The organism is Kitasatospora sp. NPDC058032, assembly GCF_042885845.1.
Taxonomy (GTDB): Bacteria; Actinomycetota; Actinomycetes; order Streptomycetales; family Streptomycetaceae; genus Kitasatospora.
Map to the genome: position 1 here is coordinate 601,945 of NZ_JBHVRK010000001.1, position 21,835 is coordinate 623,779.

Annotated in this window: 16 protein-coding genes; 5 read left to right on the forward strand and 11 right to left on the reverse strand. The window is 76.4% G+C overall.

Going from position 1 to position 21,835, the window contains the following annotated elements:
• Positions 1-163: 163 nt before the first annotated feature.
• The 7 genes from ACFVUH_RS02685 to ACFVUH_RS02715 form a co-directional block, all read right to left on the reverse strand.
• Positions 164-1,753, reverse strand: a complete 1,590-nt coding sequence (locus ACFVUH_RS02685) for a multicopper oxidase family protein (RefSeq protein WP_387910683.1) — start codon at positions 1,751-1,753, stop codon at positions 164-166.
• Entirely contained in the window at positions 1,750-2,364 is a 615-nt protein-coding gene (locus tag ACFVUH_RS02690; RefSeq protein WP_387910684.1) for a hypothetical protein, read from the reverse strand. The genes ACFVUH_RS02685 and ACFVUH_RS02690 overlap by 4 nt, the downstream gene beginning before the upstream one ends.
• A 331-nt stretch (positions 2,365-2,695) precedes the next feature.
• On the reverse strand, positions 2,696-5,302 hold the full coding sequence (locus tag ACFVUH_RS02695; RefSeq protein ID WP_387910685.1) for an FtsX-like permease family protein: 2,607 nt from the start codon (positions 5,300-5,302) through the stop codon (positions 2,696-2,698).
• On the reverse strand, positions 5,299-6,096 hold the full coding sequence (locus tag ACFVUH_RS02700; protein ID WP_355366479.1) for an ABC transporter ATP-binding protein: 798 nt from the start codon (positions 6,094-6,096) through the stop codon (positions 5,299-5,301). Before ACFVUH_RS02700 ends, ACFVUH_RS02695 begins: the two co-directional genes overlap by 4 nt.
• Before the next feature lie 215 nt (positions 6,097-6,311).
• On the reverse strand, positions 6,312-7,100 hold the full coding sequence (locus ACFVUH_RS02705) for an aminotransferase class IV (protein WP_387910686.1): 789 nt from the start codon (positions 7,098-7,100) through the stop codon (positions 6,312-6,314).
• A 63-nt stretch (positions 7,101-7,163) separates the two neighbouring features.
• Complete coding sequence (locus ACFVUH_RS02710; RefSeq protein ID WP_387910687.1) at positions 7,164-8,597, reverse strand: pyridoxal-phosphate dependent enzyme; 1,434 nt, start codon at positions 8,595-8,597, stop codon at positions 7,164-7,166.
• Positions 8,598-8,732: 135 nt separating this feature from the next.
• Entirely contained in the window at positions 8,733-9,797 is a 1,065-nt protein-coding gene (locus ACFVUH_RS02715) for a GNAT family N-acetyltransferase (protein WP_387910689.1), read from the reverse strand.
• Positions 9,798-10,395: 598 nt separating this feature from the next.
• Here ACFVUH_RS02715 and ACFVUH_RS02720 point away from each other — a divergent pair.
• Together ACFVUH_RS02720 and ACFVUH_RS02725 are read left to right on the forward strand one after the other, a co-directional pair.
• Positions 10,396-11,559 (forward strand): glycosyltransferase 87 family protein, encoded by a 1,164-nt coding sequence (locus tag ACFVUH_RS02720; RefSeq protein WP_387910690.1) that lies wholly within the window; start codon positions 10,396-10,398, stop codon positions 11,557-11,559.
• Positions 11,556-12,731 (forward strand): glycosyltransferase family 4 protein, encoded by a 1,176-nt coding sequence (locus ACFVUH_RS02725; protein ID WP_387910691.1) that lies wholly within the window; start codon positions 11,556-11,558, stop codon positions 12,729-12,731. Before ACFVUH_RS02720 ends, ACFVUH_RS02725 begins: the two co-directional genes overlap by 4 nt.
• Before the next feature lie 275 nt (positions 12,732-13,006).
• Here the strand turns inward: ACFVUH_RS02725 and ACFVUH_RS02730 are convergent, their stop codons facing one another.
• The 4 genes from ACFVUH_RS02730 to ACFVUH_RS02745 are packed head-to-tail and all read right to left on the reverse strand — an operon-like array spanning position 13,007 to position 16,841.
• Complete coding sequence (locus tag ACFVUH_RS02730; protein WP_387910692.1) at positions 13,007-13,702, reverse strand: alpha/beta fold hydrolase; 696 nt, start codon at positions 13,700-13,702, stop codon at positions 13,007-13,009.
• A gap of 56 nt (positions 13,703-13,758) precedes the next feature.
• Positions 13,759-14,424, reverse strand: a complete 666-nt coding sequence (locus ACFVUH_RS02735; RefSeq protein WP_387910693.1) for a response regulator — start codon at positions 14,422-14,424, stop codon at positions 13,759-13,761.
• Positions 14,412-15,821 carry a sensor histidine kinase gene (locus tag ACFVUH_RS02740; protein ID WP_387910694.1) on the reverse strand — a complete coding sequence of 470 codons (1,410 nt, stop codon included), beginning with the start codon at positions 15,819-15,821 and terminating at the stop codon, positions 14,412-14,414. The genes ACFVUH_RS02735 and ACFVUH_RS02740 overlap by 13 nt, the downstream gene beginning before the upstream one ends.
• A 57-nt stretch (positions 15,822-15,878) precedes the next feature.
• Positions 15,879-16,841, reverse strand: coding sequence for a DMT family transporter (locus ACFVUH_RS02745; protein WP_387910773.1), 963 nt, complete (start codon positions 16,839-16,841; stop codon positions 15,879-15,881).
• 128 nt (positions 16,842-16,969) lie between these two features.
• On the opposite strand from ACFVUH_RS02745, the gene ACFVUH_RS02750 reads away from it, so the two are divergent.
• The 3 genes from ACFVUH_RS02750 (at position 16,970) to ACFVUH_RS02760 (ending at position 20,760) form a co-directional block, all read left to right on the forward strand.
• Positions 16,970-17,860 (forward strand): LysR family transcriptional regulator, encoded by an 891-nt coding sequence (locus ACFVUH_RS02750; protein ID WP_387910696.1) that lies wholly within the window; start codon positions 16,970-16,972, stop codon positions 17,858-17,860.
• Positions 17,861-17,982: 122 nt separating this feature from the next.
• Positions 17,983-18,639: a DUF6461 domain-containing protein gene (locus ACFVUH_RS02755; protein WP_387910698.1), complete on the forward strand. Its 657-nt coding sequence runs from the start codon at positions 17,983-17,985 to the stop codon at positions 18,637-18,639.
• Positions 18,640-19,065: 426 nt separating this feature from the next.
• The gene (locus ACFVUH_RS02760) at positions 19,066-20,760 is read left to right on the forward strand and encodes a translation initiation factor 2 (RefSeq protein WP_387910699.1); all 1,695 of its coding nucleotides are present in this window, start codon (positions 19,066-19,068) and stop codon (positions 20,758-20,760) included.
• Positions 20,761-21,835: the final 1,075 nt, after the last annotated feature.

Here is a 21,835-nt window from a genome sequence, read left to right on the forward strand (position 1 = left end):
TTTTTTTTTTACGCCCGGGGCGGCCCGCTTCCCCCGTCCCGCGGGGCCCCCCCCCCCCGCCCGCCCCGCCGCCGGGGGGGCGGCCGCCGGCCCCCCCCCCCCCCGCTCCGCCGAACGAGTGAACGGGTGCACGGGTGCACGGGGGTCGGCGTGCGGCCGACGTTCACTCCACGGCGAAGTCCGCCATCATCGCCATGTCCTCGTGCTCCAGGTTGTGGCAGTGCAGCAGGTACGAGCCCGGGTAGTCGGTGAACCGCACCAGCACCTCCACCGCCTCCGCCGGCCGCAGGTCGACGGTGTCCTTCCAGCCCGCGTCGTAGGCGCCCGGGTCGCCGCCGTTGCGCGACAGCACCTGGAAGGAGTTCAGGTGCAGGTGGACGGGATGGTGGACGTCGCTGAAGAACCGCCAGATCTCGGTGCTGCCGAGCGCCGGGCTGGCCAGCGCGCGACCGGGCGCGTAGGGCCGGTTGTTGATGGTCCAGTCGCCGCCGCGGCTGCGGCGGAAGCCGAACACCCGAGTGGCGACCGCGTCCTCGGCGTCGAGCCGTTCGAGGGTGCAGAGCCGCTCGGGCACCGTCGAGTCGTCGCTCACCGCTCGCGAGCCGACGTCGAAGAGCATCACCTCCTCGGTCCGTCCGCCGCCGAAGCGGTTCATCAGCCGCACCGCGGTGCCGGGCGGGTAGCGGGAGAAGTCCACCACCAGGTCGAAGCGCTCGGCGGGGGCGATCTCGACCGCGTCGTGCGCGATCGGCTCCTCCAGCAGGCCGCCGTCGCCGCCGATCTGGACGAGCGCGTCGCCGCCGGGCGGCTGCGGGTCGAGTTCCAGCCGGTAGAGGCGGGCGTTGGAGGCGTTGAGCAGGCGCAGCCGGTAGCGGGCCCGGTCCACCGCGGCGCGCGGCCAGGGGGCGCCGTTGACCAGGATGACGTCACCGAGGACGCCGTTCATGTAGTCGTCGGTGACGCCCGGGGCGGCGAGCTCGGGGTCGAGGGCCGGGTAGGCGGAGGAGCCGTCGGCGGTGAAGGCGCGGTCGGCGAGCACCAGCGGGAGCTCGCGGTCGCCGCGCGGCAGCGGCAGGGCGTCCTCCTCGTCGTCGCGGACGAGGTGGAAGCCGGTCAGGCCGTTCCAGATGGCCGGGCCGGTGAAGCCCATCCGGTGGTCGTGGTACCAGAGGGTGGCGGCGCGCTGGTGGCCCGGATAGATGTAGGCGCGGGTGCCGATGGTGGTCCGGCCGAGGTCGACGGCGCCGGCCATTCCCTCCATTCCTTCCATCCCGGCCATTCCGTGCGCGGCGGCGTGCTCGGCGGACGTGCCGACCGGGAACACCAGGTCCACCGGGTAGCCGTCGCTGTCCGCCGGGGTGTGGCCGCCGTGCAGGTGCACCACCGTGGGCACCGACAGCTCGTTGCGGTGGGTCACCACCGTCCGGCGGCCGGAGCGGACGGACAGCGTCGGCCCGGGGTAGCTGCCCCCGAACGTCCAGGTCTCGGTGCGCAGACCGGGCAGGATCTCCAGCCGGGCGACCTTCTGGGTGATCTCGTAGTAGTCCGTGGTGGCGTCGGAGCGGACCGGGGCGAGCACGGCCGGCACCGGCAGCGGCACCTGGAACGCCTCCGGCAGCGGGACCTCGCTGCGCAGCAGCCGGCCCGGCCGGCCCTCGGCCAGCAGCCGGGCGGTCGCGGGGACGGCGAAGGCTCCGAGGGCGCCCGTGCCGAGCAGGGCCACGCCGGCGCCGAGGAACCGGCGGCGGTTCACGGCGCCACCTCCACCGGCCCGGTGCCCGCGCCGGAGCCGGAACCGGAGCCGGTTCCGGTGCCGGACGGCCGGGGCAGGCGCCCGGTCCCGTCCTCCACCGCCGGCGACGACGACGTGGGCGCGGACGTGGACGCGGGCGCGGGCAGCGTCAGCGGCAGCCGCCACGCACCGACCAGGCAGAACAGGTGCGCGCTGACCAGCAGGACGCCCAGCGTCACGTGCACCCCGACCGCCCGCTCGTAGCCGGTCCCGGTCTGCGCCCCGGCCGCGAGCAGCAGCAGCGCCGTGACCACGAGCGGCCACCAGGGCCCCCGCTCCCCCGCCGGACCGGTGGCCCGGCGGACCGGCACCGCCGCCGCCAACTGGAGGAGCAGCACGCCCCCCAGGGCCATCGCGGCCAGCGCGTGCACCCGCAGCGCCTCGTAGTGGCCGTTCAGGAAACCGGCGGCCAGCACCGTCTCGGCCAGCACCAGCACGGCCGAGGCGGTCGTGGCGCCGCGCAGCAGCAGCCGCGGCAGGCGCACGGCCGGGGGCGCCGGCGCACGGTCCGCGGAACGTGCCGGGGGGAACAGCGGCAGGCGGGGCGTGCGGATCACCGGGGGACTGCTCAACGGTCGGCCTTCTCTCTGCCGGGCGCCGCGGCGCCGTGGGCACGCCGGGGTGACGGGCATGCCGAAGGGCGCTCGGCGCGGGGGTGTGGGCGGGACAGGCGCGTCCGGGCACGCGGCACCGGGACGGGCGCGGCCACGAGCGCGGCTGACCACCCCTCACTATCGGCGCGGTGTCCGGCCTTTACGCTCGGCAACCCCGTGCTCCCGCCTGTTCAGCGCGTCTTTGTCACCCGAACGGGCGGTGCGCCACCCCCGCGCGCACCGCCCGTCCACGCCCCCGGTGTGCTCCGGGAGCTCCCTGCTCCGGCGCCCGGAAGGGCCCCGGGGTCCGCTACTGCTTCCCGCCGCTCGAACCGACCGGGTTCGACCGCAGCAGGGCCCGCGCCGGCAGCGCCGTCGCGCCCAGGCAGAGCACCACCGCCGCGGCCGCCAGCGGCAGCGCCGTCCCGGCCGGGACGTGCGGCGCGGCGCCGGTGATCCCCCGGGTGATCGGCACCAGGGTGAGCCAGGCGATCACCGCACCGACGCCCAGACCGGCCGCGGCCACCAGCAGCGCCTCCCAGCGCATCATGTGCCGCACCTGGCGCCGGGTGGTCCCGGCGAGCCGGAGCAGCGCCACCTCGCGGCGCCGGTCCAGCACCGTCATCACCAGGGTGTTGGCGGCCGTGACGGCGGCGAAGCCGCCCAGCACGCCGGCCATCACCGAGTTCGCCCAGGAGCCCATCTCCTGCGACTTGTCGGACTGCGCCGCGTACCCGGCCCGGTCGGTCACCGTCAGCCCGGGCACGCCGAGACCGGACAGGCCCCGGGCGACCGCGGCCCGGTCGGCGCCGGGCGCGTCCGCGACCAGCACCTGCGCGTCGTAGGCGGCGGTGACGTGCGCCGCGACCGCCGCCCGGGGCAGCAGCGCCTGGCCGAAGCCGAGCCCGCGCTGGTAGGTGGCGACCAGCAGCGGCTCCACCGCTGTGCCGTCGCCGAGCCAGAACGGGACGTGGTCACCGACCTCGGCGCCCAGGGATGAGGCCAGTTCGGTGGAGAGCGCGACGGTGTCCGGGGAACCGCCCAGGTCGGCCAGCGCGCCGTCGCGCACCCCGAGGTCCAGCACCCGGGGCAGCCGGGACGGGTCACCGGTGACGCCCAGCGCGGTGGCGGAGAGCAGTTGGTCGCCGGTGCGGACGACGATGCCGGTGTGCAGCACGCCGACCGCCGCGTCCACACCGGGCACCCCGGCCGCCTGCGCGACGACACCGGGCGCGCCGGGCCCGGCGGCGGGCAGGCCCGGTCCGGTGGAGCCGAGCACGTGGTCGGCGGTGATGCCGGTGCGCACCTGCTCGCCGGTCTCGTGGCGGATGGTGCTCTGCATGAACAGCAGGGTGCCGCAGAAGGCGGTGACCATCACGATCGGCGTGATCGCGGAGGCCAGCCGGCGGGCGTTGGCGCGGGTGTTGTCGGCCGCCAGCGAGCCGGGCGCGCCTCCCGCCCGCAGCGGCAGGCCCAGCACCCAGGCCGCGGCGCGGGCCACCCACGGGCCGAGCAGGGCGACCGCGACCAGGAAGCACATCACCACGCCGAGCGCGGTGTTGGCGGCGTTCTCGCCGTCCAGGTTGGCCGCGACCGCGGCGAGCACCACGCCGCCGGCCGTGAAGACCACGCCCAGCAGGGTGCGGACGACACCGAGCCGGGCCGGTTCCACGGCGGCCGCGCCCAGCGCCTGGCTCGCCCGCATCTTCGCGGGGCGGCGGGCGGCGAAGAAGCCGGCCGCGAGGGCGGCGAGCGTGCACAGCACGACCGCGATCAGCATCGGCAGCGGTCCGACGGACAGCTCGACGTCGGCCGGGACGACGCCGCGCTCCACCATCCCGTCGAACCACCAGCGGGCCAGGCCCACGCCGGGCAGGATGCCGAGCGCGGCGGCGAGCGGCGCGACCAGCATCGCCTCGGTGGCGATGGTGCGCCGGATCTGGCGCGGGGTGGCGCCGACGGCGCGCAGCAGGGCGAACTCGCGGGCACGCTGGCCGGTGGCCAGGGCGACGGTGGAGACGACCACGAACACCGCGGTCATGGTGGCGGTACCGCCGAAGGAGCCGCCGATCGCGACCAGCATCACCTTGGCCTCGTTGAGCACGGGCTGCTCGGCCTCGCCGCGCCCCTTGCCGCTCAGCACCTCGGCGGCGCCGCCGACGGCCTGCTTCACCTGGGCGGTCAGGGTCTTGCGGTCGACGCCCTCGCGGGGCTGGACGGCGATGGCGTCCACCCGGCCGGGGTGACCGGAGATCCGGTCGGCCTGCTGGTCGGCGAACCAGGCGGTGGGGCCGGCCTGCTGGGCGGCGGCGAGGCCGGAGATCCGGTAGCTGCCGCTGCCGCCGGGGGCGCTGAGCGCCACGGTCGCGCCCGGCGCGAGGTGGGCTGCGCGCGCCGTGTCGGCGTCCAGGACGACCTCGTCCACGCCGGGGGCGCGGCCCTCGACCAGCTTGTCCTGCGGGCCGGCGATGCCGAGCGCGGCGAAGCCCCGGCCGGTGAGCGGGCCCGCCGGGCCCGCGCCGTTCCCGGGTGCGCCCTGCGCCGTGCTCTGCGCCGTGCTCTGGCTCTGCAGCGTGCTCTGCAGCGGGAAGGAGGTGTCCGGGCGGGCGGCGGCGACACCGGGCTGTCCGGCGATCCCGGCCACCAGGCCCGCGTCCACCCGGGCCCGCTCGGACAGCGGCTGCTCGTGGGTGTCGTCGTCGCCGTTCTTCTTGTACTTGATGGAGACGTTCGGGTCGGCGGCCACCACGACCGGCGCCTCGGCGTACCGGACGGACGGCACCGAGGCGGTGATGCCGGTCTGCAGCAGCGTGCCGCAGGCCATGATCACGGCGGCACCGAACAGCAGCGCGACGAAGGTGCCGACGAAGGACGCGGGGCGGAAGCGCACCGAGGCGCGGGCGAGTCCGTTGCTCACGCCGCCACCCCCACCGGACGCGCGGTCAGGCTGACCATCCGGTCGGCGACCGTCTTCGGGTCCGGGTGGTACAGCTCGTCGGCGAGCGCGCCGTCGGCCAGGAAGACCACCCGGTCGGCGAACGAGGCGGCCACCGGGTCGTGGGTCACCATGACGACGGTGGCGCCCATGGTGTCCACCGCGCGCCGCAGCAGGCCGAGCACCTCGTGGGCGGTCGTGGTGTCCAGTGCGCCGGTCGGCTCGTCCGCGAACAGCACGTCCGGGGCGGTGATCAGCGCGCGGGCGATCGCCACCCGCTGCTGCTGACCGCCCGACAGCTGACCGGGGCGCCTGCGGCCGAGGTCGCCGAGGCCGACCTGTGCGAGCAGCTCCCTCGCCCTGGCCCGGTCCTGGCGCTCCCCGGCGAGGCGCTGCGGGAGCAGCACGTTCTGCAGCACGGTCAGCGAGGGCAGCAGGTTGAAGGACTGGAAGACGAAACCGATCCGGCTGCGGCGCAGCTTGGTCAGCCGGTCCTCGCTCAGCCGGGTGATCTCCTCGCCGGCCAGGTAGACCTCACCGGCGCTCGGGCGGTCCAGGCCGGCCGCGCACTGCAGGAAGGTGCTCTTGCCGGAACCGGACGGTCCCATCACGGCGGTGAAGGTGCCGTGGCCGAGCGCCAGGTCGATGCCGCGCAGGGCGTGCACGGTCTCGCCACCACGGCCGTAGCTGCGCCGGACGTCGCGCAGCTCGATCGCGGCGTGGGCGGCGGGGCGCCCGGTCGGCTCGGGCTGGGGGCGGGAACGGCGGGGTGCCATGGTGGGCCTTCCTTCGTGGATCGTCGCTGCTCGTCGACGAGTTCCAGGCTAGGAAGGCGGGATGCGGCGGACCATGCAGGCCGCTGGCGGACCGGGGGTGGGGTTATCCCCCGGTCCGGGTGTCCGGGCGATGTCCGGGTGGCGTCAGGGCGTGCGCGCCGGGCGCGTGCGCTGGGCGCGCGTTCGGTGGTGCGCTTCGGGTCGGGCCCCGGCGGTCAGATCTGCTCGCCGTCGACGCCTTCGTAGGCGGCGCGCAGCTCGGCGACGACCGGGTGCGCCGGGTCGAGGGCGGTGCCGTCGACCGCGGCGAGCGGGCGGACGCCGACGCCCGCGTTGACGGCGACGGCGGCGACGAAGCGGCCGAGGGCGTCCGCGGTGACGGGATCGCGCCGCTGCGGGCCGGTGTGGGCGCCGGCCAGCAGGGCGGCGGTGACGCCGGGCAGCGCGGCGGCGTCCGGCCAGACCAGCTCGCGGCCGTCGTACAGGGCGACGTTCCAGGTGGCCCCCTCGGTGACGCGACCCGCGTCGTCGAGCAGCAGGGCGTCGTCGTAGCCGTCGAGTTGGGCGAGCCGACGCTGGTGCAGCAGGCCGAACAGGCCGACGTGCTTCACCTCCGGCAGCTCGCGCCGGTACGCGACGGTGCGCACCCGCAGCGGCCCCGGCGCGGCGGCCGGCGCCGGGCGGGTGGTGACCAGCAGGTGGGGTACGGCGGGGGCGGAGGGGCGCTCCAGGCCGAGCGCCGGGTCGAACACGGTGACCCGGACGATCACCGGCGCGCCGTCGGCCGGGAGCGCCCGGCGGATCCGGGTGCGGACCTGCGCCCGGTCCAGCTCGGCACCGAACACCGTGCGGCAGTCGCGGACCAGCCGGTCCAGGTGCAGCGCGAGGCCCCGGGTACGGCCGGACTCGGCGCGCAGGGTGGTGAAGTGCCCGTAGTTGAGCAGGCCCAGGGCCGCCAGCCGGGCGGGGTCGGCGGGGGCTCCGTCGATCTCGATCTCTGCCATGGCGTCGAGTCTCCCAGGGGCCCCGGCCGGCGCGGGGCGGGGCCCGCCGGCCCTGGGGCCCGGCTAGTCGGCGAGCGCCGACCGCGGCAGCACCCCGGCGGCCCGGCCGTCCACCAGGACCAGGACGCCCGGGTGCCCCGACCCGAGCGCCGCGCGGGCCTCCGCCACGGACTGCCCGACGCCCACCGCCGGCAGCGCCGGCCCGAGCAGGGCGCCCAGCGGGGCGTCCGGCTTGGCGGAGCCGTCCGCGAGCGCCGCCGCCAGCACCTCCCGGGACACCGCGCCGACCACCTCCGCCGCGCTCACCCCGTACGGGCGCGCCGTCCGCGCCAGGACGACCGGGGCGACGCCGCCCGGCACGCCGTGCAGCGTCCGCGCCGCCTCACCGACGGTGGCGTCGGCGTCGACCGTGACCAGTGGCCCGGCGCCGTCGAGCAGCGGCCGCAGGCCCGTCGGCTCCGCCGGCACGGCGTTCTCCACCGCGCCGCCGTCCTCCACCGCGACGCCGCCCTCCAGGAAGCCCCACTGCCGCATCCACGCGTCGCTGTGCACCTTGGACAGGTAGGAGCGGCCCGAGTCCGGCAGCAGCACCACGACCAGGTCCTCCGGCCCCAGCCGGCGCGCCACCCGCAGCGCCGCCGCCACCGCCGTGCCGGAGGACGGCCCGGCCAGGATGCCCTCCTCGCGGGCGAGCCGGCGCGCCGTCAGCAGCGACTCGCGGTCCGGGATGCGCTCGAAGGCGTCCGCGACGTCCCGCCGGTAGGCCAACGGCCAGCGGTCCTCGACGGTGTCCGGGTGGATGAAGTGGCCGATGCTCTCGACGTAGTACGGGCTGCCGTCCCCGCCGCCGTAGACCGAGCTCTCGGGATCGGCGCCGACCACGGTCACCGCGCCGCCGGAGACCGCCTTCAGATGGCCGCCGGTGCCGGTGATGGTGCCTCCGGTGCCGACCCCCGCGACGAAGTGGGTCACCCGGCCGCCGGTCTGCTCCCAGATCTCCGGGCCGGTGGTACGGACATGCGCGTCAGGATTGGCCTGATTGTCGTACTGGTCAGCGAGCCAGGCTCCGGGGGTCTCCTCGACGATCCGGCGGACGACGTTGAACAGGTGCGCCGGGTCCTCCAGCGGCACGGCGGTCGGCGCGAGCACCACCTCCGCGCCGTACGCGCGCAGGATGTCCCACTTCTCCGGCGCCGTCCGGTCCGCCACCGCCGCGATCACCCGGTAGCCGCGCCGGCGGCCGACGATGGCGAGGCCGATACCGGTGTTGCCCGAGGTCGCCTCCACGATCGTCCCGCCGGGCGCCAGCAGCCCGTCGCGCTCGGCGGCCAGCACCATGGACAGCGCGGCGCGGTCCTTCACGCTGCCGCCGATGCTGAGGAACTCGGCCTTGGCGTAGACCGGGGCGGCGAGACCGGCGCCGAGCCGGGCGAGGCGGATCAGCGGCGTCCCGCCGATCGCGTCGAGTACGGATTCGTGCACTGCGGGTGCGGGCATGGCGGGCTCCTCAACTCGGTGTGCTGCGGGCGGTGTCGACAGGCCTCCGGCGGAGCCTGCCCAGGGTGGCGCGCCGGTAGGCCGGATCCTGCGACTCGTCCGCGGTGTGCGGTGGTGTGCGCGGGGTCCGGCCCCTCAGGTCGTCGCCGCGCCGTCCGACGGCCGGGGGGCGGGAGCGTCCGGCCGGGGTTCCTCGGACGGCCGGGGCAGGTCCGGGACGGCCGGGGCCCGGTAGGGCGTCACCACCGCCCGCCCCGCGGCGCGGGCCGCCTGCTCGATGTGCCCGATCCGATAGGCGAGGCCCTCCGGTTCACCGATGTCCGCCCAGCGCCAGGCCTCCGCCCACCACTGCGGGCCGCGCACCAGCGGACGGCCGGCGAGCGCGAGGTGCAGGGCGAGGGTCGAGCGGGCGTAACCGTGCACCCACCCGTCGGCCTGCCGGTAGGCGGCGGTCTCGTCCAGGCGCAGCCGGCGGCCCTCGCTCCCGGCGGCGAGCAGCGGCGTCCAGACCGCCTCGGCCGGGTCGGGCGACGGTCGGTCGGCGACCAGCAGCACCAGGCGGCCGTCCTCCTCCCGGACGCGGTAGGGCGGGAGCTGGGGCATCCGGGCGAGGCCGAGGGCGTGCTTCCAGGAGACCACCCACAGGCCGCGGCGCAGGTGGTAGCGGACGGCGTGCTGCCAGGTCCAGTGCGCCTCCAGCCGGTAGCCGGGCAGGCCCTCGGCGGTGGCGGCCCGGTAGACGTGGTCGAGGGCGGTCGCCGCGAGGCCGTGGCCGCGCGCCGAGGGGCGGAGGTAGAGCGAGGAGACGGCCAACTGGCCCGGGCCCCTGGTCCAGTTGTCGACGGCGACGGTCCCGACCGGCTCGGCCTCCCCGGTGCCGGTGCCCGTGCCGGGGCCGGGGCTGGGCCCGGGGGCGCCGTTGTCCCCGGTGCCGCCGGCCAGCAGCCAGTAGCGGCGGCGGTACAGCTCGCCGCCCGGCCACTCGCGGCCGCTCTCACCGAGGCGCTCGCGCAGCCGGCGCTCCTCGGCCGGGCCGATCGCCGCCGGGTCGACGCACTCGCCCAACTCCCCCTCGGCGCAGGAGGCGAGGTCCCAGAGCGCGAATCCACGCCCCTCGCCCTCCCCCACCGCCCGCACCCCGGGCGCCGTCGCCAACCGTTCCTGCGCCCGCCCGACCGCCGCATCCCAGGACCTCACCACGGGGTCCACGATAGCGAGCCATCGGCACCGAACGTAATTCGGTGGACACCGAACGTGAGATCGGATACGAATTCCCTTGTCCGAAACGCCCGCTGACGAGGAGGAGCCCACAGCCGTGCACACCGACCGCGCCCACGGCGCCGTGTTCAGGACGCGGGGGCCGCCCCGGCCGCCCGCCCGGTGGTAGGGGAAACCCGACCTGAGGACTCGACCTGACCGTCATGACCTCGCCGACCTGCGCCGCTGCAATGAAGTGGTGCTGATTCACCGCATCCGTACCGCGCTTCCGTCCGGCCCGGGCCCTGCCTCCCGGCCCGGCTCCACCTCCCGATCCGCTTCCGGTTCCGGTTCCAGTTCCGGTTCCGCTTCCGTCCCCCACCGCGGCCGTCCGCCCCGCACCGGCCGTGTCCACCGCGTCCCCCGTCCACCGGGTTCCTCCGGTCCGCCCCGCCCACCCGGCGGGCGGAGGGCGCTGTGGTGCGGCGGGTGGCTGGTCGCGGCCGGGTGGGCGGGGGCGTTCCCACTCGTCTCCGGGCTGGGACCGCACCGGAGTTGGGGGCTGCTCGCAGCCGCCGGGTACCTCGCGGCGGCGGTCGCCGTGCTCACGCTGCCGCCGCGGTGGGCGCGGGCCGGATCGGTGACGGTCGCGCTGGCCGGTGCGGTGCTCGCGCCGCTGCTTCTCCTGGTCGCGACCGGGCAGGGGCAGAGCGAGGTCGCCGTCATCGAACGGTCGGGCGAGTTGCTGCTCCGGCACGGAACGCCGTACCTGGCCGAGCCGCACACGGTCGCCGAGTACACCCCCTACCTGCCCGGGATGGCACTGTTCGGGCTGCCCCGCGCCCTGTTCGGCGCGGACGGCTGGCCGACCCGGCTGCTCGGCGACGCCCGCCTGTGGTGCGCCGCCGTGTTCCTCGGCTGCCTGTCCGCCGCCGTCCGCCCCGGACGGCCCGGCACCGGCGGCGGCGTCGGTGTCGGCTTCCCCGGCGGCGTCGGCGGCGGCAGCGGCGGCGGCGGCCTGAACGTGCCCGTTCTCGCGGTGGCGGCGCTGGTCGCCTCACCACCGGTCGCGCTGCCGCTCTGCGTCAGCGGGGTCGACCTGCCACTGACCGGCCTCTGCCTGCTCGCGCTCGCCCTGGCCGGACGGGCCCGCCCGTTCGCCGTCGGGTCGGCCCTCGCGCTGGCCTGCGCGCTCAAGTGGACGGCCTGGCCCGCGGTCGCGGTCGTCGTCGCCCTGCTCGCCGTCACGGCCGGACGCCGGTCGGCCCTGCGCGCGTTCGCCACCGCCACCGTCGGCACGGCCGCGCTGGTCCTGCCCGGCGCACTGCGCGCGCCGGGGCCGCTGGTGGAGCAGGTGTTCGCCTTCCCCACCGGGCGCGGTGGGCTGCCCACCCCGGCGAGCAGCCCGCTGCCCGGCCGGCTGCTCGCCGACCTCGGCCCCGGCGGCTGGTACACGGCGCTCGCCCTGCTGCTGCTCGCCGGGCTCGCCGTCGCCGCGTCGCTGGTCCGCAACCCTCCCCGGGACACCGTCGCCGCCGCCGACCGGCTCGCGCTCGGCCTCGCCCTGGCGTTCCTGCTCGCCCCCGCCACCCGCTTCGGCTACCTCGCCCTGCCCGCCGTGCTGGCCCTCGTCCCCCGCCTCCCCCTGATCCCCCTCCCTCGCATCACCGGTCCGCACCGTCCTCCCCGCCCGGGGTCCACGCCGCGCGCCGTCCCGTCCGCCGCCCCGCACCCCCGCACACCCCAGGTGGTCCCCGTCCCATGACCGGCACACTGATCGTCACCAACGACTTCCCGCCCCGGCAGGGCGGCATCGAGACCTTCGTCCACGCCATGGCCACCCGGCTGCCCGCCGACCGGGTCGTCGTCTACACCTCGGACGAGCCCGGCGCCGCCCGCCATGACGCCGCGCTCCCGTTCCCGGTGGTCCGCGACCGGTCCCGGACCCTGCTCCCCACCCCGCGAGTGACCCGCCGGGCCGCCGAACTCGCCCGGGCGTACGGCTGCGACCGGGTCTGGTTCGGCGCCGCGGCCCCGCTCGCCGCGATGACCCCGGAGCTGCGGCGGCAGGCCCCCGGCATCCGACGGACCGTCGCCACCACCCACGGCCACGAGATCTGGTGGGCCCGCACCCCCGTGGCCCGGCGTCTGCTGCGGCGGATCGGCGACAGCGTCGACGTCGTCACCTACCTCGGTGCCCACACCCGCGACCGGATCGCGCCCGCGCTCGGCCCGGCGGCCCGCCTGGAGCGGCTGGTCCCCGGGGTGGACACCGAACTGTTCCGCCCACGCCCCCGGGAGGCCGACCCGCAGGCGCCGGTGATCCTCTGCGTGGCACGACTCGTCCCGCGCAAGGGCCAGGACACCCTGATACGGGCGCTCCCGCTGATCCGGCGGACCGTGCCGGGCGCGGTCCTCGTCCTGGTCGGCCAGGGGCCGGACGAACACCGCCTGCGCGGCCTCGCCCACCGGCTCACCGAACCCGGCACGGTCGTCTTCGCCGGCGGCCGCGAACACGCCGACACCCCGGACGCCTACGCCGCGGCCGACGTCTTCGCGATGCCCTGCCGCACCCGCCGGGCCGGTCTGGAGGCGGAGGGCCTCGGCATCGTCTTCCTGGAGGCGGCCGCCGCCGGCCTGCCCGTCGTCGTCGGCCGCTCCGGGGGCGCCCCGGACGCCGTCCTCGACGGCGTCAACGGCACGGTCGTCGACGGCCGCGACCCGTCCGCCGTCGCCACCGCGATCACCCGCATCCTCCGCGCCCCCGCCCCCGACCGCGCCCGGATGACCACCGCCGGCCGCCAGTGGGTCCGAACCCACTGGTCCTGGGACACCACCGCCCACCGCCTGGCCACCCTCCTCGCCGAGAGCCCCACCCCACCCGAGCAGGCACACCACCACCAGCCGCCCAGCCGCCCCGACCAATCCCAGCGCTGACCCCGCGCCCCCTCACCGATCGACCGGGCCGACCCGACACAGCCGGTAGCCCCGCCCAACCCGCCTGCCCAAGCCGGGCCGTACCCAGCGGACCACCCGCCCAGAGCCGACCGCCCCGCCGGACCGGCCACCACACACCTCGGCCGGGCCGAGCCGCAGCCGCCCAGAGCACCGAAGCAGTCCCCACGCCGGGGGGCCACAGCGGGCCACTCGCCGGCCCCGGCCCCGGGGCGACCGGGGCGACGCTCGACTCAGCAGCGGGGCGGGCGGGCCGGTCAGCGGTGGGCGGCGGTCAGGAGGAGCTCGGCGAGGGCCGTGGGCCGGGAGAACATCGGCCAGTGGCCGGTGTCGAGGGTGGCGTGGTGCCAGTCGGCGTCGCGGACGAGGGCGGCGACGGCGGGCGGGGGTTCGGGGCTGTCGAGGAGGCAGGTGAGGTAGGTCGCGGGTATCGCGGCGAGCGGACCGGCGAGGGCGGCGGGCTCGGTGAGGGTGCCGCCGGGGTGCGGGGTGGCGCCGGTGACGATCCGGGAGATCTGCGCGTCGGTGAGCCCCTGGCCCGCGAACCCGTCGGCGGTGAGCGGCGGCCAGTAGCCGTCGTTGGCGCCGATCGAAGCGGCGACGGCCTCGCCCCACGGCCCGGCACCGACAAACGCCTGCCCGTCGACGGGGACGTTGGCATCGACCAGGACCAGGTGGGCGAGCCGGTCACCGATCCGCTCCGCGGCCTGCCCGACCGGGATGCCCGAGTAGCTGTGCCCCACCAGGACCACGTCACGCAGGTCGCGCTCCTCCACGAGGTCGACGACGTCCTGCACATGGGTCTGCTGTCCGGCGGGCAGACCGCGCCGTTCGGCGAGGCCGGAGAGGGTCAACGGGTGCACACCGTGTCCGGCGGCGCGCAGCCCGGGGACGACGTCGTCCCAGGCCCACGCCCCCAGCCAGGCACCCGCCACGAGTACGAATTCCGTCATGACCGGCACGGTAGCGCCCGGCACCGACAACGAGCCCGCCCCGCCGAGCCGCCCGGCTACTCGCCGCGCAGGTCGGCGAGGTGGGCCAGGACGGCGAGGACCCGCCGGTTGCCCTCCACCGGGTCGAGGTCGAGCTTCATGAAGATGTTCCCGCAGTGCTTCACCACGGACGCCTCGGTGATGCTCAGCCGGGCGCCGACCGTCTGGTTGTTGAGGCCCTCCGCCATCAGCCCCAGCACCTCGCGCTCGCGTGGGGTCAGCCGGGCGATCGGGCGGTCGGCGGACTGTTGCCGGAGCAGCACCCGGACGACCTCCGGGTCGATCACCGTCTCCCCGGCCGCCACCCGCCCCAGCACGTCCAGGAAGTCGGACACCTCGCCGACCCGGTCCTTGAGCAGGTAGCCGAGCCCGGCCCGCTGCGCGCCGGCCGCGCCGAGCAGCCGGGTGGCGTACGGGGTGGCCACGTACTGGGAGAGGACGAGGACGGGCAGGCCGGGGTGGCGTCCGCGCAGGTCGAGGGCGGCGCGCAGCCCCTCGTCGTGGAAGCCGGGCGGCATCCGGACGTCGGTGACGACGGCGTCCGGCCGCTCGGCGTCCACGGCGGCGGCGAGGGCGTCCGCGTCGCCCACGGCGGCGACCACCCGGTGGCCGCCCCTGGTGAGCAGTTCGACCAGGCCGGCCCGGAGCAGCACGGCGTCCTCGGCGATGACTAGCCGGAGCACGGCACCTCCAGCCGCAGCCTGGTCGGCCCGCCGGTCGGACTCGTCACCATCAGTCGTCCTCTCAGGATCGCGACCCGGTCGGCCAGTCCCTGGAGTCCGGCCCCGGCGGCCGGGTCGGCGCCGCCGCGGCCGTCGTCGGTCACCTGGAGCACCAGCCGACCGTCCGCGATCCGCCCGTGCACGGTGATGGCGGCGGCGCCGCTGTGCTTGGCGGCGTTGGTGAGTGCCTCGGTGACGGTGAAGTAGGCGGTGGACTCGACCGGGCCGGGCAGCCGTCCGGGCAGGTCCAGGTCGACCTCGACGGGGATCGGGTGGCGCAGCGCGACCTCGGTGACGGCGGCGGCCAGTCCGTGGTCGGTGAGCACCTGGGGGTGGATGCCGCGGACCAGGCCGCGCAGCTGCTCCAGCGCCTGCCGGGCCTCGCCGCGCGCCCGGTCGACCAGGTCGAGCACCGGGTCGTCGCCGACCGGCCCGGCCCCGGGGGGCGTGCCGACGGCGGTGGCGGCGCGTTGGCGCAGCTCGTGCGCGGCCAGGCCGAGGGTCATGCTGAGGGCGACGAGCTGCTGCTGGGCGCCGTCGTGCAGGTCGCGTTCGATGCGGCGGCGCTCGGCCTCGAAGGCGTCCACCAACCGGGCCCGGGAGCGGGTCAGTTCGACGACCTGCCGGCCGAGGCCCTCCTCGCGGGGGCCGAGCAGCAGCCGGGCCAGCCGGACGTGGACGGCGGTGAGCAGCGCCCCGGCGTAGCCGGCGAGCAGCAGCCCGGCCAGGCCGACGGCGGTGGCGGGCAGGGCGTGCAGCGGTCCCTGGACGGCGTGGCCGGGGAGCAGCATGACGGTCTCGGGGGCCAGCGCCCAGACCACGAGGGGGCTGACGACCAGCGCCGCGGAGAACACCAGCAGGGCGGTGAGGCCGAGTCCGGCGGCGGTGAGCGGCGGGCCGACGAGCAGGGTGTGGGCGAGCTCGCGCCAGGTCGCGCGTTCGCGCAGCCTGGTCCGGAGCCGGGCGCGGCGGCCGGCCCCGGGCAGTGCGCGGTGCGGGTCGGGCAGCGGGGTCGGTTCGACGAGCCGTAGCAGGCGGCGTTCCAGTCGGCCGACGGGCAGGCCGGAGAGGGCGACGGCCAGCAGCAACGGCAGGCCGATGCCGACCACCGAGAGCCCGAGACCGAGCACCGCGAGGACGACCAGCAGGACCACCACCAGCAGGCTCAGCAGGGCGCCGCCGACCAGGTAGGCCCAGCAGCGCAGCGAGTCGCGGGTGAGCGGGAAGCGGAGCGGACGGGCGCGCAGCGCCGCCAGGACGGCGACGGGGGGCGGGGACTGCGGCGCGTCGGCCGCACCGTCGAGGGCCTCGTCGACGGCCTCGCGTGTGGCCCCGTCGGCATCAACGTCGACATCCACGCCGACGTTCACACCCGTGCCCCCGTCCGCTGCCCGCCCCGCGCCCATCGGCCCACCCTAACCGACCGGCTGACGCCCTCTCCGGCCCCAGCGGCCGGTCCGGGCCGCGCCGTCGGGGGCGCTCGGCGGCTGCCGGGTGAGCGCAACGGCGGCGATCACGGCCAGGCCGCCGACCAGGGTGTTCCAGCCGACGGGCTCGGCGAGCAGCAGCGCGCCGAGAGCCGTCGACCAGAGCGGGGTCACATAGGTGACGGCGGCGGCCACGGCCGTCCCGGCGGTGCGCACCAGATCGAGGTTGAGGACGTAGGCGATGCCGGTTCCGACCGCACCGAGCACCAGCAGGGCCACGGCGGCCCCGGCACCGGGCCAGTGCGGGGCACCGGCGGCGAGTGGGGCGGCGACCGCGAGTTCGACGGTGGCGCAGGTGATCTGGGCGGCGGACAGGGCGGCGGCCGAGTGCGGGCGGGCGGAGAGGTGGCGGCGCAGGTAGGCGAACCCGGCGCCGTAGCAGCAGGTCGCGGCCAGGCAGGCGAGCCCGCCGACGACGACCCCGGTGCCGGAACCGCCCACCGCACCGGAGCCGAGCCCGTGCTGCACACCCAGCACGGTGAGCACCCCGGCGAAGCCGAGGGCGAGTCCGGTGAGCCGACGCCACCCCGGGCGCGGTTCCCCCGGCAGGGCGGCCAGCGCGAAGAGCAGGGCGAACAGCGGGGTGGTGGCGTTCATCACCCCGGCGAGCACCGAGCTGACCCGGGTCTCGCCGTAGGAGAAGAGCACGAACGGCACCGCGTTCAGCAGCACCGCGACCACGGCGCTGTGGCCCCAGGTGGCGAGGTCGCGCGGAGCGGCCTCACTGCGGACGGCGAGGATCGCCCAGAGCGCGACCGCGCCGAGCAGGCAGCGCCAGGCCGCCACCCACACCGGGGGCACCCCGGCGTCGACCGCCACCTTGATCAGGGCGAAGCTCGCACCCCAGATCGCCGACAGTGCCACGAACCCCGGCCACCAGCGCCGTCCCATCCCGGCCACCCGTCCTTCCGCTCTCGCCGACGCGCTTCGCCTCTCGCGGCTTCGCGCTGGACAGAGGGTGACGGGTCGGCCGACCATGAGTCCAACAAGTGATGGTGCTGCACGGATGAGGAAGTCTCATGGCCTCGGAGGTGAACCTCGCCCAGCTCAGGGCGCTGGTCGCGGTGGCGGACGCGGGCGGCTTCGGGGCGGCGGCGATCGAGCTGGGCGTGAGCCAGTCGGCGGTCTCGCACGCGGTGGCGGCCCTGGAGCGGACGCTCGGCGCGCCCGTCCTGCACCGGGGCGCACCGGCCCGGCCGACCCCGCTGGGCGAGCGGATCATGCCGCACGCCCGCACGGCGGTCGCCTCCGCCACCGCCGTGCGGACGATCGCCGCCCACCACTCGGGCGGGCTGACCGGGACCGTCCGGCTGGCCGCGCCGACCACCGTCTGCCAGGGGCTGCTGCCCGGGCTGCTGCGCGACTGGCGGATCGAGCACCCCCGGCTGACGGTGCGGGTGTTCGAGGGCGAGGACGAGGAACTCGGCGTCTGGCTGGAGGCCGGCACGGTGGACGCGGCGGTCCTGGTGGACGCGGACCCGGTGCCGCCGGGGGCCGTCCCGCTCGGCGCGGACTCGATGCACGCGCTGCTCCGCCGCGACCATCCGCTCGCGGGCGAGACGACCGTCGACGTGGCCGACCTGGAGGACGACGACTTCCTGCTCTCGGAGGGCGGCTGCGAGCGGCACATCCGGGACGCCTACCGCCGGGCGGGCGTCCGCTTCACGCCCCGGCACCGGATCCGGGACCTCAACACGCTGATCGGCATGGTGCACGCGGGGGTGGGGGTGTCGGTGATGCCGGCGCTGGCCCAGCCGATGCTGCCGGCGGACTGCGTGCTCGTCCCGATCCGCCCGGCCGCGCACCGGACGCTGACCCTCACCGGCCCGGCCGGCCGGCCGTGGTCGCCGACGGTGGCGGGCCTCCTCGCGGCGGTGCACGGCGCCCACCGGGCGCCCACCCCGCGCTGAACGTCCGCGCCGCGTTGAACGTCCACCCCGCGCCGAGCGTCCGCCCCGCGCCGAGCGCCGGCCCGGAGCGGGAGTGTCGGTGCGGTGCGGGAGTGTCGGTGCGGTGCGGCACGATCACCTGCATGACGGACGGAATCACCTGGCTCGCGGAGCAACAGAGCATCGCCTTCGGCGGCTACCACGTGACGCTGGCCCGAGGGCTCGGGACCGAGGCGCTGGCGGCGCGGATCGCGGCCTCGGCCCAGTGGTCGAAGCGGACCGTGGAGCCGGTCGGGGAGCTCACCGGGGACGGGCTGGTCGAGACCTTGGACTCGGAGTACGGGGACGCCTGGGACGGGATCGGGCTGCGGCTGGGAGTGAGCGGCGGGTGGACCTTCGCGGTGGCGTACGGGGGCTGGTTCGGAGAACTCCGGGACGATCCGGCGATCTCCGAGGGCGGGGCCGAGGTCTTCCTGTTGGAGTACGAGGAGGAGAACGGCAAGCCGGTGCCGCCGACCTTCCACTACTGCCGGGACGGCCGGACGGTGTGCTCGTTCAATCTGCACCTGGACGACTCCTGGGGCAACGGCCAGGTCGCCGGAGATCCCGAAGTCGCGGATGAGGTCAAGGCGTTGCTGAGCGCGGAAGGCCTGCCGGACGAGGAGCGAGCGAACCGTGAGGTGCACCGGACCACCCTGGGGGTGCTGGAGCGGCACTTCGGTCTGGCACTTCCCCGGGCCCTGGTGCTGGAGGCCCCGCTGCCGGCCGTCCTGCTCGCCGACCGAGGCACGTCTCGTTGATGCGCTGAGCAGTTGACCGGAGATCGCCCCGGCCCGGTAGCCGCGCACACCTCCCCACCTGCGGCCCGACCTGCCCGAACGCCGCCCGCACCGCTCCCGTAGATTCGGATCCGACTGACGGAACGTCCGATCGACGGGGGCTCGGGGTGGAATGGCGGCGGAGCGGGGTGGGATCCACGCGGTCCGGCCCGTGTCGGCGGTCCGCCGGTTACCATCGCCCCTATGCCCGCGCCGACGCCGCACCGCCCCGAGCCACCCGAGCATCCGCTCGCCGTGGCTCGACGGGGGGCGCTGAGCCGTGGTAGGCGCGAGAATCGGCCAGCGGCCAGCGGCCAGCGGCCAGCGGCCAGCGGCCAGCGGCCAGCGGCCAGCGGCCAGCGGCCAGCGGCCAGCCCGCGCCCCCAGGCCTCCGGCCCGGTGGATCCGATGACGCCGCCCGACACCCCGCTCGGCGTGCTCTTCGCCGTCCGCTCGGCAGCCGCGCTGCACCGGCTGCTCGACCTGCTGCCCGTCTTCGACGGCGACTCCCGGGTCCGGTGCCGCTTCACCCTCGTCCCCGGCTCCGCCTTCGACGTCGACGCGCTGGCCGCCGTCGCCTCGTCCGGTGCACGCTGCCTGTCCTGGCCGGAGGCGCTGGCCTGCCACCACGACCTGATCCTCACGGCCAGTCCGAAGGGTGAGCTGGCCGCGCTGCGTGGCCCCAAGGTCCTGCTGCCGCACGGCGCCGGGTTCAACAAGGCGCTCTCCGAGGAGGGGTCGCCGCACCTCCCGTCCGGCCTGGACCCGGCGTTCCTGCTCACCGCCGACGAGCGCCCGGTCGCCGACCTGCACGCCCTCGCCCACCCCGACCAGGTCGCCCGGCTCACCGAGCAGTGCCCGCAGGCCGGGTCGACGGCGCTGGTGGCGGGCGACCCGACGCTCGACCGGATCCTCGCCTCACCGGACCGGCGCGAGGCGTTCCGGGCGGCGCTCGGCACCGGTCCGCGCCGGCTGGTCGTGCTCTCCTCCACCTGGGGACCGGAGTCGCTGCTCGCGCGGCATCCGGACCTGCCCGCCCTGCTCGCCACCCGACTCCCTTACGACGCCTACCAGTTGGCGCTGGTCGCACACCCCAACGAGTACAGCCGGACGGGCTCCTTCGACCTGGCCCGGCAACTGCGGCCCGCCCTGGACGCGGGGCTGGTACTCGCCGGCCCGTACGAGGAGTGGGCGGCACTGCTGGTGGCCGGCGACGCCGTGGTCACCGACCACGGCTCGACCGCCCTCTACGCGGCCGCGCTCGACCGGCCCGTGGTGGCGGTCTGCGACGGCGGCGCCGAGCTGGTCCCGGGCAGCCCGATGGCCCGCCTGCTCGCCGCCGCACCCCGGCTGGACCCGTCCGGCGACGACGCGGCGGCCGTGCTCGCCGCGCAGCCGGCCGCCGCGGGCACCCGCCGGTTCGCCGAGGCCGCGTTCGCCCTCCCGAGGGAAGCGCTGACGACGCTCGGCCCGGAGCTGTACAAGCTGCTCGGCCTCCTCCCGCCGCCACGGCCCGCCCACCCGCGCCCGCTCGCCGTCCCGCCGACCGCGCCCCGCACCCCGGCCGCCTTCGCCGTCCAGGCCGCCCGGTCGGACCTGTCGGACCTGTCGGACCGGGCCGACGGCGTCGTCATCGCCGTCGACCGGCTCCCGCCGTGGACGGACCTGCCCTACCACCACCTGGCCGCCGAGTACGGCCGCGCCGGGATCCGCGAGACACAGAGCGCGGCGCTGCTCTACCGCCGGACGACCGGTGCACCGCCGCCGGACGCCGCCCGGCACCACGAGTACCGGACCGCCGCCGACTGGACCGCCGAGGCACTCGCCGACCACCCGGGCTGCCGCACCGCCGCCGTCATCCTCTCCCCCACCCGCTGCCTGGTCCGACGCCGGAACGGCGAACCGCTCACCCTCCGGATCGACCCCCACCGGACCGCCGGCCGAGTGAGGTACACCGACCCCGCCGCCGCCCTCTCCGCCGTCCACACCTTCCTCGGCGGCCAGCACCCCCCGACCACACCCCTGACCTGCCGCATCAGCGGAACCCCCTACCACCTCCGCCTCACCCCGGCCACCACCGCCGACCTCCAACACCTCCTCTGACAGCCCCCAAAAGTCGACCCCACCGACTTCCCACTCCACCCCTGCATCCCGCCACCATTGATCTATGCGCATAGAAGGGCGCCGGCAGCGGCACGCGGCACTCAAAAGTCGGCCCCGCCGACTTCCCACTCCACCACCCGCCAGCACACCCCGCGCGCAGCTGCCACAGGCAAGGCCGGACCCAGCATTCAACCCCGCGGACACCCCTCCGCAAGCGCCAATCTACGCGCATAGAAGAGTGCTCGTGGCAGCATGCGGCACTCAAAAGTCGACCCCGCCGACTTCCCACTCCACCACCCGCCGGCACGCCCCACACTCCGCGCCGCCCCCTCAACCCCGGCATTCGACCCCACCGCCCCCTCGACCATCTACGCGCATAGACTGGCATTGGCAGATCGCGCGCGACACTCAAAGTCGGACCCGCCGACTTTCCACTCCACCACCCGCTGGCGAACCCCACACGCAGTTGCCGCACGCGGGCCGCACCCAGAAGTCGGCCCCGCCGACTTTCCACTCCGGCCGCCATTGGCCCCGCGCCCGCCACCAGCCTCGCTCTACGCGCACAGATGGCTCCGGCGGATCGCGGGAGAGACCCAGAAGTCGAGCCCGCCGACCTTCCACTCCGGCCCCCATTGGCCCCGCGCCCACCACCAACCTCGCTCTACGCGCACAGATGGCTCCGGCGGATCGCGGGAGAGACCCAGAAGTCGAGCCCGCCGACTTCCCGCTCCACCACCCGCCGGCGCACCCCACACGCAGCTGCCACACGCGGGCCGCACCCAGAAGTCGGCCCCGCCGACTTTCCACTCCGGCCGCCATTGGCCCCGCGCCCACCACCAGCCTCTCTCTACGCGCATAGATGGCTCCGGCGGATCGCGGGCGAGACCCAGAAGTCGGACCCGCCGACTTTCCACTCCACCGCGGGCCCACCCAGGCCCGGAATTCGACGCCCCCGCTCCGCCGCCGCGGCCGATCTATACACATAGCCGGGCAGTGGCGGCTCGCGGGTGGGAAGCGGAAGTCGGGCCCGCCCGCCGGTGCAGGGGGCATCGAACTGCCGGCGTGGCGGTCCAGT